Origin of the sequence: Mesorhizobium yinganensis (assembly GCF_040081985.1) — a bacterium.
Lineage (GTDB): Bacteria > Pseudomonadota > Alphaproteobacteria > Rhizobiales > Rhizobiaceae > Kumtagia > Kumtagia yinganensis.
Window position 1 is genome coordinate 97124 of record NZ_JBEBMH010000004.1, and the last position, 16344, is coordinate 113467.

Below are 16344 nucleotides of genomic sequence, written 5' to 3' on the forward strand. Positions count from 1 at the left end.
TGCCGACGCGCTTTTCGTTTCGCTGCGGTGCTTTTCGACAGAAATCCAAACCAGAGGCCGATCATTCCTTCGATCGTCAGCATTTTTTCGGCCGAGATAACGCCGTGCTGATCGCCAGCACCATAGCCTTGGTGGGCACACACGCTGGCATTTCCACCCCGTTGCCGATACGCGAGCCCATAACGAATCGGTCGAGCAGGCCGCCTTCGCCATCGACGCGCATCCGCAGCCGCTGGAGGATGTCGTGCCGGGTGGTATGAAATGAACGCGCCCGACGGGGAACCGGCTGGTTCCGCATCGGCTTCGGAGGATGAAGTGCTGGCCGGCCTGGCCGGTCTCGGTCTTCTGCAACCCGGCGAGCGCCCTGCCCTGCAGCCGCTGGGCGGCGGCGTATCGTCGGAAATCTGGAAGGTTGACACCGCCGGCGGCGCGCTCTGCGTCAAGCGGGCGCTGGCCCGGCTGAAGGTCGCGGCCGTCTGGGAGGCGCCGCTGGAGCGCAGCCATTTCGAAGCCGAGTGGATGCGGGTGGCCGGCGCCATCCGTCCCGCCAATGTGCCCGAACTCATTGCCGAGGATGTCGGCCGGCATCTGGTGGTGATGCGTTTCCTGCCGCCCGAGACCTATCGGCTGTGGAAGACGATGCTGCGCGACGGCCATGCCGATCCCGCCTTTGCCGCCGAGGTCGGGCGCGTGCTCGCCGCGATCCACGCGGCGACCGCCGACGATCCGGCAATCGCCGCGCGTTTCGCCACCGATGCCGCCTTCCACGCGATCCGTCTGGAGCCCTATCTCGAAGCCACCGCGCGCAAGCACGGGGAGGTCGCCGACCGGCTGTTCGACCTGTCGGCGACGACCGCCGCCACACGGCGCTGCCTCGTGCATGGCGACGTCAGCCCGAAAAACATGCTGGTCGGCCCAGATGGGCCGGTGATCCTCGACGCCGAATGCGCCTGGTTCGGAGATCCGGCTTTCGACCTCGGTTTCGTGCTGAACCATCTCCTGCTGAAATGCCTGTGGACACCCTCGGCCGGCGCGGGTTTCCTCGATTGCTTCGCCAACCTGTCCGAGGCGTATGCCGCCGGCGTGACTTGGGAACCGGCTTCGGCCGTCGAGGCCCGCGTCGCCGCGCTCCTGCCGGGGCTTATGCTGGCACGCATCGACGGAAAATCGCCGGTCGAATACATCACCGCCGAAGCGGACAGGAACAAGGTTCGCGGCTTCGCCATCCCGCTCCTGAAACAGCCTGTTGCGCGGCCGGCCGACATAGCCGCGCGGTGGCGCGAGGAGATTTTATGAAGACTGCCATCCAAAGCGTGACCGCGCGAAGAGTCTGGGATTCGCGCGGGCGGCCCACCGTCGAGGTCGAGATAGCGCTTGCCGGCGGTGCCCGCGGCCGCGCCATCGCACCGGCCGGCGCATCGACCGGTTCCGGCGAGGCGGTCGATTTGCGCGACGGCGGCGCCCCGCAAGGCGGCATGGATGTCACCAAGGCGCTTGCGGGCATCGCGGCCGAGATCGCCCCGGCGCTCGCCGGCCTCGACGCGACCGACCAGTCCGCCGTCGACCGCGCGCTGATCGATCTCGACGGCACGCCGAACAAGGGACGGCTCGGCGGCAATGCGCTGATCGCCAGCTCGATGGCCGCGGCCCATGCGGCGGCGGCCGGCGTCGGCCTGCCGCTCTGGCGCTATCTGGCGGGCGGCGCGCCCGGCCGCGTGCCCCTGCCGGAAATCCAGATCTTTGGCGGCGGCGCGCATGCCGGCCGGCGCATCGACATCCAGGACCTGATGGTGATCGCGGTCGGCGCAGGAGATTTCGCCACCGCGCTCGACTGGACAGCGGAAGTCTACCGCGCCGCCGGAAAGCTGCTTGCCGAACAGGGCAAGCTCGCCGGCGTCGCCGACGAAGGCGGATTCTGGCCCGTCTTTTCCTCCAACGAGGAGGCGCTTTCGACCCTCGTGCGCGCCATCGAGCAGGCCGGATTCCGTCCCGGCGAGCATGTCGCCGTGTCGCTCGACATCGCCGCCAGCGAGTTCGGCGAGAACGGCCGCTACCGGCTGGACCGCGAGAACCGCACCCTTTCCCGCGACGAGATGATCGATATGCTGCTCGGCTGGACGAAAAGATATCCGATCGTCTCCATCGAGGATCCTCTGGCCGAGGACGACGAGGCCGGACTCGTCGCCTTCACGAAGGCGGCGGGCGAAAAGATACAGATTATCGGCGACGATTTTTTGGTGACGAACGCCGCTCGCGTCCGCCATGCCGCCTCTGTCGGCGCCTGCAACGCCGTGCTGATCAAGCCGAACCAGGCGGGCACGCTGACGGAGACCAGGGCTGCGCTCGAAGCCGCGCGCGAGGCGGGATACTCGGCGGTCGTGTCGGCGCGGTCCGGCGAGACCGAGGATGTCACCATCGTCCACCTCGCCGTAGGCTGGGGTGTGCCGCAGCTCAGGGTCGGCTCGTTCACGCGCTCCGAGCGCATGGCGAAATGGAACGAGGGCCTTCGGCTTTCAGAGGCGCTGCCGACCGGCGGCGCGCTGCCGCCGCGCTCCTCTCTGCCGTGGGGCCGCCCATGAACGTGCTCTTCCGCTTCGACGGCGCGCCCTGGCTCGCCGAGCGGGTGTCGAGCCTCGCCACCCAAGGGCTCTCGGTCCGCCTGTGCAGCGAGCAGGAAGAGTCCGGCTACCTCTCGGCGCTGCCGGATGCCGAAGTTCTCTGGCACATTCTGCGGCCGATAACCGCCGACGCCATCGACATCGCGCCGAACCTGAAACTCATCCAGAAGATCGGCGTCGGCGTGAACACGATCGACCTCGAAACCGCGAAGAAGCGCGGCATCGCCGTCTGCAACATGCCCGGCACCAACAGCCGCGCCGTCGCCGAACTGACGCTTCTTTTGATGCTCGCCTGCCTGCGCCGCACGGTGGGCTTCGACACGCTGACCCGCGCCGGACAAGGCTGGTCGTGGCCGGTGGAATGGCAAGGCGGGCTGGGCGAAATCGCCGGGCGCACCGTCGGGCTGGTCGGCTTCGGCGCGGTGCCGCGCCTGCTCGCCCCGATCCTGACGGCCATGGGCGCCGAAATCATCTACACCGGCCGGCGGTCCTATCCCGATGTGCATTTCCCCTTCGTGACCAAGGAAGAATTGCTGGCCCGCGCCGACATCCTGTCGCTGCATGTGCCGCTCGGCGAAGGCACCCATGGCTGGCTCGACGCCGCATCCATAGCCGCCCTGAAGCCCGGCGCCATCGTCGTCAACGTGGCGCGCGGCGGGCTGATCGACGAAGCTGCGCTGATCTCTGCCTTGAAGACCGGCCAGATCGCCGCCGCCGGCCTCGACGTATTCGCGACGGAACCGGCCGCCGCCGGCAATCCGCTGTTTTCGCTGCCCAACGTCGTCGTCTCGCCGCACATCGCCTGGCTGACCCGCGAGACGATCGAACGCAGCCTTGTGGTCGCGATCGAAAACTGCCGCCGGCTGGCGGCCGGCGAAGACCTGCTGCACCGCGTCGCTTGATTCACCGGCCTCGTGGACGGGGATGGAAAAGGCCATTCGGTCCTGAGATTTTTTTGCTGCCCAAAAATCCTCGCCAGTATTTTCAATGCTTTGGATGACCGCTCCGCCGCTCTGCGGCAGGAATTCTTTCGCAGCCTGTCCCCACCCTCCCGACCGCGGCGATAATCCTCGCCAGCGTTTTGGAAAGAGACGGCGATGGACGGGACCGCGGCGATCGAGCGAAACTGGGAAGCGTTGAAGCGCCTCCTGGCGATGCTCGTCGGCATGGCGGAGTTGGGCGTTGGGGGACAGTTTACTTTGTTTCCGCAGAAGGGCGCAGCCGCTTCAAGGCAGGTGCTGGCGGAAAAAAGTAAACTGTCCCCGGCACTTACCCTCCCTCGCCATCTCTATCGCGCCATCCTCAGGCTGCTGCTTCCGGCCGAGGCGGCGGCGCGCCGGCTGATCATCGCGGCGGCGCGCGGCATCGTGGTGGCCGCGCCAAGGTTTCGCCCGCGCAAGGCGAGGCCGACAAGCGCAAGTCCGCTGCTGTCCAGGCTCGGCATCGCGGTCACCATGTCGCGTGCCGATCTCAGGCGCGCAGCCGCCGCGAAGAGAGCCGCGGCCCTCCGCGCCGCCCGCCCGCGCAGTTTCAGCCTGCCGCTGCTCGATCCGCTGCCACGTCCGTTCCGCCCTTGCCGCCGCCGTGAGCCGACGCGGGCCGCCCCGCGCATTTCGGCGTTCGATATCGACACCCGGCTCGGTCGCCTGCCTCCCCCACCATCGCCCGACGATCCTGTCGATGCGGCACGGCTCGCCCTGCGGCTGGGGGCATTGGCTTCAGCGCTCGACGATCTGCCAGCCCAGGCAAGACGGTTTGCCCGCTGGAAAGCACGCCGCGATGCGGCACTTGCGCGGAAAGAACCCGCCGGCGGCGGTTTCCGGCGCATCTGGCCGCTACGGAGCGGACGTCTGCCTGGTGGCCGGCTATCGCGCTACGATCCGTCCGCAATCCGTCGCCCCAACATCCGCGAGGTCGACGAGATCCTGGCCCATGCCCACGCGCTGGCCTTCTATGCGCTGGAGCGGCCGGACACGTCCTGACGCCCTGGCCGCCCGGACATGTATAGCCGGGGACCGGTCACCGATGCGGAATTTTTCGCGGCGGGACGGCGACCCATGCCGTCCGAAGGATGCCCTCGCTTGTCCGCCTCCCCGCCGCGGCGACCGACGGCCAATCAGTCTTTTCCTGTCGCGAGGTCGGACCGCCCGGCATCGACGTAAGGCGCCCAGAAGTCTACGGATTCGCGGATCGCATCGACCACCAGGCGGTCGGTCGGCTCGCGCTCGCGGAACGACAGTTCAAGGCAGATCTCGTTGTCCGCCCCGCCGCCCCGGCGGATCGTCGCGAGCAGTTTTTCCGGAACGATGCGGCCGTTCTCGTTGTAGGCGGCCGTGAACGGCCAGTGGCCGCCCTTGTTCATCGACGACTGTTTGATGTGGATGATCGGCGATTGTGTCGCGAAGGTTTGCGCCCAGGCATAGGGGTCGGTGTCGGCCGGGTCGGGCGAACTGACGTCGCCATGGTCGATGTCGACCATCATCTTCAGCGGGATCGCGTAACCGGCGGCGTCGATCTCGTCCTGCAATGCCTGGCATTCCCTCAGCGTATGCCCGAACTCGCGGCCGACCGACATCGGCTCCCAGATCAGCCAGGTCAGCCCCGCCGCCTTGGCGTGCTCGGCGACCTCGCCCCAGCAATCAATGGCAATCCTCTTCAGTTCTGCCTGCCGGACCGGATCGTCGAAATCCTGGTAGGGAAAAATCGCGAACTGGCTGCCGACGCTCTCGGCTCCGAGCTCACTCCATATGTCGGAAAAACTCTTGAACCAGTCGACATAATAACGACGCACATCCGCGTCGGGATGGCCGAAATGGTTGAGCCGGCCATAGGGTCCCGTCATGCCGGAAGTGACGCGCACGCCGGTCCGGGCCAGCGCCTTGCGCAACAGCCGCGTATGCTTGGCGATGGTTGCCGCCGGCCATCCCGGATTGACGAATTCGTGCGTCAGTTGCACGTCGCGGATGCCGATGCGGTAGGCCAGTGCGTCGACCAATTCGTCCGGATCGGCAAAGCGGTTGACCAGCGGATTGGTGTTCAGGGAGAGCGTGAAAGCCACCGCCGATCCTCACTTGGCAAAGACAAAACGCGCGACCACATGGTCCGGCCGCGCACCGAATTCGCGGTAGAGCGAGTCCAGCCCCGACGGGCCGAGCTCCGCCAATATGCCGGAGCGGACCAGCGCCGAGGCGATGCCGGCATTTTTGGCGCCGACCACGTCGTGCTCGATGCTGTCGCCGACGCCGACCACGCGCGCGCGATCGGTGACGCCGGCGATGGCCAGCGCCGCCTCGTAGATTTCCGGATAGGGCTTTCCGATCCATTCGACGCTGCCGCCGAGTGCGGCATAAAGCTCGGCGATGCGGCCGGCGCCGAAGGTGGGACCCGTCGCGGTGAGCATGATCCTGTCCGGGTTGGTGCAGACCAGCGGCGCGCCGGCTTGAGCCGCAGGCGCCAGCAGGTCGTGGTAGTGGTCGAGCGGAAAGCGGTCGCCCTCGCTGCCGGAGAGCAGCACGATCTCGGCGTCCGCGCCGTCCTTGACGAGACGCAGATCAAGCCCCTCAACCGCGCTGCGGTCGTTCTCGCGCGCAATCAGCAGGCATTTGGTGCCGGCCCTCAGTCCGGGTTCGGAAGTCTCGCCGGCGAACTTGCGCCACGCCACCTCGCCGGAACTGACGAAAAAATCCCAGGAGCCGGGCGCAAAACCCAGGCGCAGCAATCGTTCCTCGTTCGGACGCGCCCGCCTGCCGGAATTCGACAGGAGCACGACAGTTTTGCCGGCCGCCTTCAGCCGCGCCAGCGCTTCGATCGCACCGGGATAGGCTCTATGCCCGTCATGCAGCACGCCGAACTGGTCGACGAAATACACGTCGTAGCGCCGCACCAGCGCTGTGAGATCGGCGGCTTCGATGCTGTGCACGGTCATGGCCGGATCGCTCCAGCACGGATCGCGCCTTGGAGGGCCAGCCGCGCAGCACCGACCGCCGCTTCTTCCGACAGCGCCGGCAGGAAAGGCACGCCAAGCTTTCGTTTGCGAATGTCGGACCAGACCGGATTGGCCGCGCCGCCGCCGACGCTGCGCAGTGTCTGCAGTTTCGGTCCGCCAAGTTCGGCCAGCCTCTCGTAGCCGAGCGTCTCGATCGCCGCGATGCCTTCGAAGATGCCGTGCAGGAATTTCGCGTCATCGTCGGGGCGCGGCTCCAGGCGTGGCGCGAGATCGGGATCGGCGACGGGAAAGCGCTCGCCCTTGCCGACCAGCGGATAATAATCGAGGCCGCTCGGCTGGGTTGGATCGATCCGTTCCGACAGCCGGGCGACGGCGCCGTCGGGGAAATAATGCGCCAGCACCTTGCCGCCGGTGTTGGATGCGCCGCCGGCCAGCCAGCGGTCGCCGATGCGGTGGCTGTAGAGCCCGTATTGCGCCGCGAAGATCGGCTTGTCCGAAAGCACTTTGACCGTCAGCGAGGTTCCGAGCGCGGTCACGCCGTCGCCGATTTCCGCCGCGCCGGTGGCGAGGAAGGAGGCGCAGCCGTCGGTGGTGCCGGCGACCACCAGCGTCTCCGGGGACAGTCCGTAGCCGCGCGCTTGCTCGGACACGGCGTGGCCGACCGGCGTACCCGGCGCGACGATCTCGGGCAGCAACAGAATGTCCGCGCCGGTCGCCACTATCCAATCCGGCCAGCGGCGCGCGACCGGATCGTATCCGGTCTTCAGCGCGTTGTTCTCATCGCTGACGTCGAAACGCCCCGAGAATCTGCCGGCGATCCAGTCGGCCTGATGAACCACCTTCCACGGCGACATTCTTTTCTGGAAGGCCATCGCCTTGGCCAGGCCGGAAGTCGGCCCATGCGCGGCGGTTTCCGGCGGCGCCACGCTGCTGATCGCGGAAAGAATGTTCGCATCGGCGACCGGATCGGAATACATCAGCGCATCCGCCAGCGGCCGCCCGAAACGGTCGATCGGCAGCATCGTGCCCGAGGTGCCATCGACAGCGAGCGCCGCCACGCGCTTCGGATCGATCTCGGCGAACAGGCCGTCGAGCGCGGCATCCAGCGCCCGCCACCAGTTGCACGGCTCGTGAAGATTGGCCCCATGGTCCGCCATCTTCGCCGAGGCCTGCGCCAGCACCGCGCCGGACCCATCCAGCGCCACCGCGCGCGCGCCGGACGTGCCGATATCGATGCCGACGACGAGTTTGCCCGTCATTGCAGCCCGGCGCCCATGCGGCGGGTCAGATCCTGCCGGTATTTTTCGGCGTCCCAGTTGATCAACTGGTGGGCGTCCTCGGCGGTGAGGTAACGCACGTCCGCGTCGACACGCGCCGTGACGTCGGCGAGGCAGCGGGCCAGCGCCTCCGCCCCAGCATTGGCGTCGCGGCGCAGAAGCACGCCCTTGCCGGGAAACAGGATCTCGACGGGCGCGGCGCGCCCCTCAGCCACGGCCCGTTCGGCGACCGACGCGGCCGTATCCGCGGGGCCGGCGATGGCCGATCCTTCGCCGAGGAAGATGACATGGTCGGGATAAAGCGTGCCGGCCGCCGCGATGCGGCAGTTCTGGAGATCGGTCGCCGCCTCATGCGCCTCCGGTTGCGCCGGCAGGCGGTAGTCGCTGCCGGCGGCCAGCCGGAGCAGGGCGCCGGTATCCGCCTCGGGTGCGGCGCGCGGCGTCCGCGCCAGCAGGCCGCAGACGCGGCCGAGCAGCGTCTCGGCCTCCGCCACCGTATCGGCCGCCACCACCAGCCCGTGATTGCCGAGCACCAGAATGTCGGTTGCCGGTCCACGCCGCTCCGCGATGGCGCGCGCCAGCGGCAGGCCCGGCCGGCGATAGGGCACGAATGTCCAGTCCAGCCCCTTCAGCCGCTCGTCGATGACGGCTTCGGCGTTCGCCTGCACGGCAAGCGAGATGGTCTCGACGCAATGGACGTGGACGACCGCGCGCTGCGGCATCAGCGCGTGCACGGTGGTCTCGATCGACGGGCGCAGACCGCCCGGATTGAGTTCGGCGACGACAAACGCTTCCGCCTTCTCCGCCGCCGGGTCGATGTCGGCCACCGCTCGCAGCAGCGGCGGCAGGCGCACCGGGACAAAGATGTCGTCGCGCTCGGCGTTCATCAGCCAGGTGCCGGAGGCTTTTATCCAGAGTACGCCACCCTGCTTGATCGAGGTGTTGCCGCCGGCGGCCTGCACCAGCAGCGGGTCCGCGCCCACTCGCGCCGACAGTCTTTTCAGCGCCTCGAATTCCGCCGCGCTATCGTCCGGTCCTGCCATCATCCCGCCTTCTTCAGCCGTCCCGCGCACCAGCCGGCAAATGCCGCCCGCTCGTCCGGCGCCAGGTGCAGCCCGTGCTTGGTGCGCCGTTCCAATATGTCCTCCGGCGTCTGCGCCCACTCGGTCTCGAACAGGAACAGCGCCTCGCACTCGTAGAAGTCAGGACCGAACCGTAGGCCGAGATCGGCGAGCGACCGCGCGCCGCCGACAATCTCCTTCGCGCGTGTCCCATAGAGCCGGGCGTAATGTTTCAGCAGCGAGGCCGGCATCCACGGCCACTCGCCGGCGAGTGCGCCGAGGAAACGTTCGAAATCGGCATCCGGCAGGTCGCCGCCCGGCAGATGCGCGCCGGCCGTCCAATCCTTGCCCATGCCCGGGAAGAACGGCTTCAGTTTTTCCAGCGCATGTTCGGAAAGCTTGCGGAACGTCGTGATCTTGCCGCCGAACACCGACAGCAGCGGCGCCTGCCCGCCGGGCGCGTCCAGCTCGAAAATATAGTCGCGCGTCACCGCGCTCGGATTGTCGGCATTGTCGTCATAGAGCGGCCGTACGCCGGAGAAACTGTAGACGACGTCTCGGTGCGAAAGCTTGCGCTTGAAGTAGCGGTTCACGACCTTGATCAGGTAGTCGATCTCGTTTTCCTCGGCTGCCACGTCTTCAGGCCGGCCGGAATAGGGAATGTCGGTGGTGCCGATCAGCGCAAGGTCGTTCTCATAGGGATTGATGAAGATGACGCGCTTGTCGGTGTTCTGGACGAGATAGGCCTGCCGCCCCTCCCAGAACTTTTGCACGACGATGTGGCTGCCCTTGACGAGGCGCACGTTGCGCGTGGCGTTGAGCCCGGCCACGCGGCCGACCACATCGTTGACCCACGGCCCGGCCGCGTTGACCAGCGCCTTGGCGCGGAATGTTTGCCTGACGCCGGTGCGTCCGTCCTGCGTCTCGACCAGCCAAGAACCGTTTTCGCGGCGGGCCGACACACAGGCCGTGCGGGTGAGCACGCGGGCGCCAAGCCTGGCGGCGTCGAGTGCGTTGAGCAGCACGAGGCGGGCATCGTCCACCCAGCAGTCGGAATATTCGAACCCCTTGGTGAAGGCGGGCTCGATCGGCGCACCTTCGGGCGCGGTGCGCAGGTTCAGCGTGCGGGTGCCGGGCAGGCGCTTGCGGCCGCCGAGATGGTCGTAGAGGAAGAGGCCGAGCCGCACCAGCCATGCCGGCCGGTCGTCCGGGCTATGCGGCAGCACGAACCGCATCGGCCAGATGATGTGCGGCGCCGAATTCAGCAGCACCTCGCGCTCGATGAGCGCCTCGCGCACCAGCCGGAACTCGTAATATTCGAGGTAGCGCAAGCCGCCATGCACCAGCTTTCCCGAGCGCGAGCTGGTTCCCTGCGCCAGATCGTCCTTTTCGCAAAGCACGACAGACAGGCCGCGCCCGGCTGCGTCGCGGGCAATGCCCGCGCCGTTGACGCCACCGCCGATGACGAACAGGTCGACTGTGTCGGGGTCAGTCATGGTCAACGTCCAGGTGAGTCTAGCACGGATTGACGGGCGGCTGGCCCGCCAGATAGCGCCGCACCTCTTCGGCCGCCTTCTCCGCCGCATAGGTGACAGTGCGCACCGAGGCGCCGGCGATGTGGGGCGTCAGCGTGACATTCGGCAGTTGCAGAAGCGGCCAGTCGGCCGGCACCGGCTCGACGGCGAACGTTTCCAGCATGGCGCTGGCGATCGGTCCGTCGACCAGCGCCTCGTAAAGCGCGTCGTAGTCGACCAGCGGCCCGCGCGCCGTGTTCACGAAGATCACGCCCGGCTTCATCTTGGCGATCGTGTCGCGGTTGATCATCTGCTTCGTCTCCTCGGTCACGCGAGGATGCATGGTGATCACATCGGATTGAGCGAGAAGGGTCTCCAGCGCCACCAGTTCGACGCCGGCGTTGCGGTCCTCGGCGGAGAGCTGCACATAGGGGTCCGCCACCAACACTTTGCTGCCGAAGGCGCGCAGCAACTTCACCACCTTGGTGCCGATATTGCCGTAGCCGACGACGCCGACCGTCATCTCGTTGAGTTCCCGGCCGGTGCGGTCGGCGCGGTAGAGATCGCCGCGCCATTCGCCGGCGCGCATCGATTCGTGGCCGACGCGGATCAGCCGCGTCTCGGCCAGGATCGCGCCGAGGGCGAATTCCGCCACGGCGGTGGCATTGCGGCCGGGCACGTTGACCACCCGGATGCCGTTGCGCCGCGCCGCCGCCATGTCGATGTTGACCGGACCGCCGCGCGACACCGCCACCAGCTTCAGGTCGGGCAGCCGCTTCATCATGCCGTCCGACAGCGGCGCAAGCTGCGTCACCAGGATCTCGGCATCGCCGATGAAACCGACGACCTCGTCCGGGTCGCCATAATATTCCTTCAGCCCGTCGAGCCCGTTGACCGCGTAGCCATGTTCCATCGGCTCGTCCGGCCATGGCTGTTCCAGCAAGCGTATGTCGAGGCCGGTGCCGCAGGCCTTTTCGATCTCGCTGCGGAACACCTCCGGCAGCATGAAGCGGTCCCCGATGATGGCGATCTTTCGTGTCATGTCAGTCTTTCCGCGATCCCGCCATGGTGCGCCACACGGGCCGAAGGGCGGCCCAGGCCTGCGCATAGGCGGGATAGGTTTTGTCGTAAATCTCCGCAAGCGCGGCGTCCGGCGCCTCCGCCGGGCCGAGCAGCGGCGAGACCCATTCGGCCACACAGGCGTCCATCGACGCATACTGGCCGATCGAGACGGCTGCGATCATGGCAGCACCTGCCGCGCCCGCCTCCTCGCGCTTCGAGGTGCGCACCCGCGCGCCGAGTGCAGCGCCAAGGATTTTTCGCAGCGCGTTGCTGCGCGCCGCCCCGCCGGTCAGCCGCACCTCGCCGGGCAGTTCGCCCATCACCGCGTAGCAATCGCGCGAGGCAAAGGCGAGGCCCTCGAACACAGCGCGCACGAGGTCGCCATAACCGTGGCGGCTGGAGATGCCGATAAAACCGGCGCGGGCATGCGCGTCGACGAAAGGGCCGCGTTCGCCTGCCTCCGAAACATAGGGCTGGTAGAGCAGCGAAGCCGGGCCGGAGGTCGCGATCCACTCGTCGATAAGCGGGATCATTTCCGCCGACGTGCGGGTGATGCCTTGCGAGGCAAGGATGCCGGCGGCGAGGCCGAGCACCCAGTCGATGTTGAGCGTCGCCGCCATGTTCGACTGCATCTGCGTGTAGACGCCCGGCGCCGGCATGCACATGGTGTAGCCGGTTCGGCTCTTGTTGAGCAGCACGTCGTCGGCGCCGATGGCGAGCCGCATATGCATGCCGGTCGAGCCGATGATCGAGCATCCCGGCCGCGAGACGGGATCGTAGAGCCCGGCGCCCAGCGCCGTGCAGGCGACGTCGACATAACCCAGGACCACCGGCGTCCCGGCGGTCAGGCCAGTCATGCCCGCCGCGGCGGACGACAGTTTTGCTGCCTGCGTCGCGCCGTCGACGATCGGCGGCAGCAGGCGTTTCAGGTGCTTCAGGCCGAGGATATCGATCACCTCGTCCGAATAGGCGCGCGCGGAAAAATCGCCGAAGGTGAAGCAGCCTTCAGATGGGTCGGTAGCGCGCTGGCCGGTCAGGCGGAAATAAAGCCAGTCCTTGCAGTGGAAGCCGGTCGCGGCCCGTTCAAGCCGTTCCGGCGTGGTGCGTTCCATCAAGAGGAGTTGCGGCCCTTGCTGGCAGGCGGCGAGGCCCGACCCAGTCTTTTCGAAACGCGGCCTGTCCTCGGGACGTTCGCGGATCTCCTCGACGATGTCGGCGGCGCGCGCGTCGAGCCAGAGCCAGCCTTTTCCGACCGGCTCGCCGTCGCGGTCGATCAGCCAGGTGCCGTCGCCCTGGCCCGTCACCGATATGGCCGCCACGCGCCGGGACAGGTCCGGAACCTTGTCGGCAAGCTGGCGCAGTGTCGTCGCGGTGTCGGCCCATGTACGGGCAAGGTCCTGCTCGGCGCCGCCGCCGGGGATCGTCTCGTAGCGGTTCGGCAGCGCCGTGAAGGCGATCTGCCGCCCAGCGAGATCGAAGGCCACCGACTTGATGACCGACGTGCCCGCGTCGATGCCGATCAGGATGTCCTTCGTCATGCGAGCTCCGGCCCGTGCGAGATCGCCGCGCCGGAGCCGGCGTCGAAGACGTGCAGGTTCTGCGGGTCGATGCGGATGCCGATCGTCTCGCCGCGCTCCAGACGTGTGCGGTCGTGCTCGACCAGCACCAGCGAACCGCCCGCGAAATCCGCGGCGATATGGGTCTGGTCGCCGAGCCACTGGTTGGCGGATACGGTCGCCGGCACCCCGTCCTTGGCGCGACGCACCGCATAGGGCCGGATGCCGATCACCACGCGCTGGCGCTGCAGCAGCGCGTCGCGCACGCCTTGCGCAAAATTGCCCTGCTCGTAGTCGAGCGCCAGCCCGTCCGGCAGCTTGAGCCTGATGCGGTCGGCATCGCCGGTGACGAAGGCCTCGAACACGTTCATCGGCGGCTCGCCGACGAAGGTGCCGGTGAACAGATTGGCCGGCCGCTCCTTGATCATGCCCGGCGTGTCGAACTGCTGCAGCACGCCGCCCTCCATCACCGCGATGCGGTCGGCCAGCGCGTTGGCCTCGGTCTGGTCGTGTGTGACCAGGATGGCGGTCAGCCCACGCTCCTTGATGAAGTGCTTTATGCGCCCGCGCAGGACGGCGCGAAGCTGCGGCTCCAACTGGCCCATCGGCTCGTCGAGCAGGTGCAGATTGGCGTCTCGGATCAAAGCGCGACCAAGGCTGGCGCGCTGCTGCTGACCGCCGGAGATGGAACTCGGATAGCGCTCCAGAATGTCCTCGATCTCCAGCAGTTTTGCGATCTCGGCAACCTTTTGGTCGACCGTCGCCTTGGGCAGGCGCGACGCCTTCAGCGCGAAGGCTATGTTTTCGCGCACCGTCAGCGGCGGGTAGAGCGAATAACCCTCGAAGGCCATGGCGACGTTGCGCCTGACCGGCGGCAGCATATGCGCCGGCTTGCCGGCGATGGCGATAGCGCCGCGCGACACTTCCTCGAAACCCGCGACCATGCGCAGCGTCGACGTCTTTCCGCAGCCGGACGAGCCGAGCAGCGCGACGATCTCGCCCTTCTCGATGCGCATCGACAGGTTTTTGACCGCATGCACGCCGTGGTTCAGCGGGCCGTAGAACTTGTCGACGTTTTCGATTGCCAACGCGGTGGTCATGGCATCGTCTCCCGGCGGCGGCGCACCGTCGCACCCCCCTCTGTCCTGCCGGGCATCTCGCCCTCAAGGGGGGAGACTGGCAGCTTCGTCGTTGCCGCTCTTTCTGCCGCGTTGGCGATTGGCGAAACCGAGGCGGCCGGCCAATCTCCCCCCTTGAGGGGGAGATGTCCGGCAGGACAGTGGGGGGTGCGAAATGTGCCTACGCTGAACGACAACCCGCTCATGCCGCTTCTCCACTCTTCAGCGCCACGACCTTGCCGGCGCCGATGCGTGCGCCGGTGGCCCGATCGAACAGGAGCGCGCTCTTCGGATTGACGGCGATATGCGTGTCGCCCGCGGCCGGTCCCGGCGTGCCGGCTGGCCGGGACACAAGGATCTCGCGGCCGCGCACGGTGCGCACCAGCGTCACCGTCTTCTCGTTGAGCGGCGTCTCGGCCTCGACGGTCACGGGCACCGCCGCCGGCGCGTCGGCGCGCACAAAACTCAGTGCCTCGGGCCGCAGCCCGATCACGCAATCGCGGCCCACAGCCTGCTCGAACGGACCGGCGAGATGCACCTGAACGTTGGAGAGCCCGACATAGACGCCGCGCGCATCCTTGGCCGGCTTCACGTCAAGCAAATTGATGGTCGGGTCACCGAACAGCCGCGCGATCTCGATGTCGGCCGGCTCCAGATAGATCTGCTCGGGCGTGCCGAGCTGGCGGATCTTGCCCTGGCTCATCACCGCGATGCGGTCGCCCAGCGCCATCGCCTCCTTGTAGTCCTGCGTGACGTAGACCACCGTGGCGCCCTGGTCGTCGAGCAGACGCGGCAGTTCCAGCCGCATCTCGAAACGCAGCTTCGCATCGACATTGCGCAGCGGATCGTCGAGCAGCAGCACCGGCGGCGAACCCGCCAGCGCACGGGCGAGCGCGGTGCGCTGCTTCTGGCCGTTGGAGAGCGCGCGCGGCCGGTGCGACAGCACATGGCTGATCTTCAAGAGTTTTGCGACGCTTTCGACGCCCGACTTGATTGCGCCGGCCGAGGCGCGTTTGGCCTCCAGCGGCGTGGCGATGTTGTCGAAGGCGCTCATATGCGGGAACAGGGCGAAATTCTGGAAGGCCATGCCGATGCCGCGTTCTTCGGCGTCCACCTCGGTCACGTCGTTGCCGCCGATGACGATCCGGCCCTCATCCGGATCGATCACGCCGGCGATCAGCCGCAGCAGCACGGTCTTGCCGGCGCCGGACGGGCCGAACAGAACGATGGTCTCGCCGTCGCCGACCGACAGCGACAGGTCGTCGAGCACCACCTTGTGCTTGTAGCGCTTGACGATGTTCCTGAGTTCGAGCGTCGCCATGGTCTATCCCTTCACCGCGCCGAGCGAGAGGCCCTCGACCAGATAACGCTGGGCATAAAGCGCGAGCGCCAGCGTCGGCGTGATCGACAGGACGATCGCCGCCGCGATCTGGCCGTACTGGATGCCGGAGGCGGTCACGAAAGCCAGCGCACCGACGGTCACCGGCTGCTTGTCGGCGGAGGCGAGCACCAGCGCGAAGACGAAATTGTTCCAGGCGAAGATGAAGGCGAGCAGGCCGGCGGCCGCGATGCCCGGCCCCGCCAGCGGCAGCGCGATCTTGCGGAAGGTCGCGAACCAGGAATGGCCGCCAATACGGTAGGCGTATTCGATGTCCGCCGGGATGTCCTCGAAGTAGCCGCGCACGATCCACAGGATCAGCGGCAGGCAGATCAGCTGGTAGACCCAGATCAGGCCGAAATAGGTGTTCGCCAGGCCGAGCTGCTGGAAATAGATGGTGAGCGGCAAAAGCACCAGCAGTGGCGGCGCGAAGCGGAAGGACAGCAGCGTGAAGGCGATATCCTCCGAGCCGCGGAACTTGTGGCGGGCGAAAGCGTAGGCCGCAGGCACGCCGAGCAGCAGCGACAGCGCGACGGAGGTCACCGACAGGAACACCGAGTTCCACAATGTGCGCAGGAAGTTGATCTCCAGCGTGCCCGCCGCCGTCTCCAACCGGCCGGAGATCAGCGCCGCGTAGTTCGACAGCGTCGGTTCGAACACGACCGAGGGCGGGATGCGCAGGATCGTCTCGTTGGTCTGGAACGACATCAGGAAAATCCAGAACAGCGGGAACATGAAGAAGATGACGACCAGCGCCAGCGCAACACCGCGCAGGACGCGTTCAAGGGTGGATGTGTGTTCCATGACCGCCGCC

Annotated in this window: 14 protein-coding genes; 4 read left to right on the top strand and 10 right to left on the bottom strand. The window is 67.4% G+C overall.

What is annotated here, in order from left to right; all coding sequences use genetic code 11:
- The first annotated feature begins 261 nt into the window (after positions 1-261).
- The 4 genes from ABMA59_RS10610 to ABMA59_RS10625 all read left to right on the top strand — a co-directional run bounded on the left by ABMA59_RS10610 (position 262) and on the right by ABMA59_RS10625 (position 4600).
- Positions 262-1296 carry a phosphotransferase family protein gene (locus tag ABMA59_RS10610; RefSeq protein WP_349005314.1) on the top strand — a complete coding sequence of 345 codons (1035 nt, stop codon included), beginning with the start codon at positions 262-264 and terminating at the stop codon, positions 1294-1296.
- On the top strand, positions 1293-2579 hold the full coding sequence (gene eno / locus ABMA59_RS10615; RefSeq protein WP_349005315.1) for a phosphopyruvate hydratase: 1287 nt from the start codon (positions 1293-1295) through the stop codon (positions 2577-2579). Before ABMA59_RS10610 ends, eno begins: the two co-directional genes overlap by 4 nt.
- Positions 2576-3520 carry a 2-hydroxyacid dehydrogenase gene (locus tag ABMA59_RS10620; protein WP_349005316.1) on the top strand — a complete coding sequence of 315 codons (945 nt, stop codon included), beginning with the start codon at positions 2576-2578 and terminating at the stop codon, positions 3518-3520. Before eno ends, ABMA59_RS10620 begins: the two co-directional genes overlap by 4 nt.
- 195 nt (positions 3521-3715) lie before the next feature.
- Positions 3716-4600: a hypothetical protein gene (locus ABMA59_RS10625; protein ID WP_349005317.1), complete on the top strand. Its 885-nt coding sequence runs from the start codon at positions 3716-3718 to the stop codon at positions 4598-4600.
- Between the two features lie 134 nt (positions 4601-4734).
- On the opposite strand, the gene ABMA59_RS10630 is transcribed toward ABMA59_RS10625, so the two are convergent.
- The 10 genes from ABMA59_RS10630 to ABMA59_RS10675 all read right to left on the bottom strand — a co-directional run bounded on the left by ABMA59_RS10630 (position 4735) and on the right by ABMA59_RS10675 (position 16334).
- Positions 4735-5676: a sugar phosphate isomerase/epimerase family protein gene (locus ABMA59_RS10630; protein WP_349005318.1), complete on the bottom strand. Its 942-nt coding sequence runs from the start codon at positions 5674-5676 to the stop codon at positions 4735-4737.
- Between the two features lie 9 nt (positions 5677-5685).
- On the bottom strand, positions 5686-6543 hold the full coding sequence (locus tag ABMA59_RS10635; protein ID WP_349005319.1) for a TIGR01459 family HAD-type hydrolase: 858 nt from the start codon (positions 6541-6543) through the stop codon (positions 5686-5688).
- Positions 6540-7823 (bottom strand): FGGY-family carbohydrate kinase, encoded by a 1284-nt coding sequence (locus ABMA59_RS10640; protein WP_349005320.1) that lies wholly within the window; start codon positions 7821-7823, stop codon positions 6540-6542. The genes ABMA59_RS10635 and ABMA59_RS10640 overlap by 4 nt, the downstream gene beginning before the upstream one ends.
- Positions 7820-8884 carry a class II aldolase/adducin family protein gene (locus ABMA59_RS10645; protein WP_349005321.1) on the bottom strand — a complete coding sequence of 355 codons (1065 nt, stop codon included), beginning with the start codon at positions 8882-8884 and terminating at the stop codon, positions 7820-7822. Before ABMA59_RS10645 ends, ABMA59_RS10640 begins: the two co-directional genes overlap by 4 nt.
- Complete coding sequence (locus ABMA59_RS10650) at positions 8884-10398, bottom strand: glycerol-3-phosphate dehydrogenase (protein WP_349005322.1); 1515 nt, start codon at positions 10396-10398, stop codon at positions 8884-8886. Before ABMA59_RS10650 ends, ABMA59_RS10645 begins: the two co-directional genes overlap by 1 nt.
- Before the next feature lie 19 nt (positions 10399-10417).
- A complete protein-coding gene (locus ABMA59_RS10655) occupies positions 10418-11458 on the bottom strand; it encodes a 2-hydroxyacid dehydrogenase (protein WP_349005323.1) in 1041 nt (346 codons plus the stop codon).
- Position 11459: 1 nt separating this feature from the next.
- Positions 11460-13016: an FGGY-family carbohydrate kinase gene (locus ABMA59_RS10660; RefSeq protein ID WP_349005324.1), complete on the bottom strand. Its 1557-nt coding sequence runs from the start codon at positions 13014-13016 to the stop codon at positions 11460-11462.
- Positions 13013-14134 (bottom strand): ABC transporter ATP-binding protein, encoded by a 1122-nt coding sequence (locus tag ABMA59_RS10665; protein ID WP_349005325.1) that lies wholly within the window; start codon positions 14132-14134, stop codon positions 13013-13015. The genes ABMA59_RS10660 and ABMA59_RS10665 overlap by 4 nt, the downstream gene beginning before the upstream one ends.
- Before the next feature lie 220 nt (positions 14135-14354).
- Complete coding sequence (locus ABMA59_RS10670) at positions 14355-15473, bottom strand: ABC transporter ATP-binding protein (protein WP_349005326.1); 1119 nt, start codon at positions 15471-15473, stop codon at positions 14355-14357.
- Between the two features lie 3 nt (positions 15474-15476).
- Positions 15477-16334, bottom strand: coding sequence for a carbohydrate ABC transporter permease (locus tag ABMA59_RS10675; RefSeq protein WP_349005327.1), 858 nt, complete (start codon positions 16332-16334; stop codon positions 15477-15479).
- Between the last annotated feature and the right edge of the window lie 10 nt (positions 16335-16344).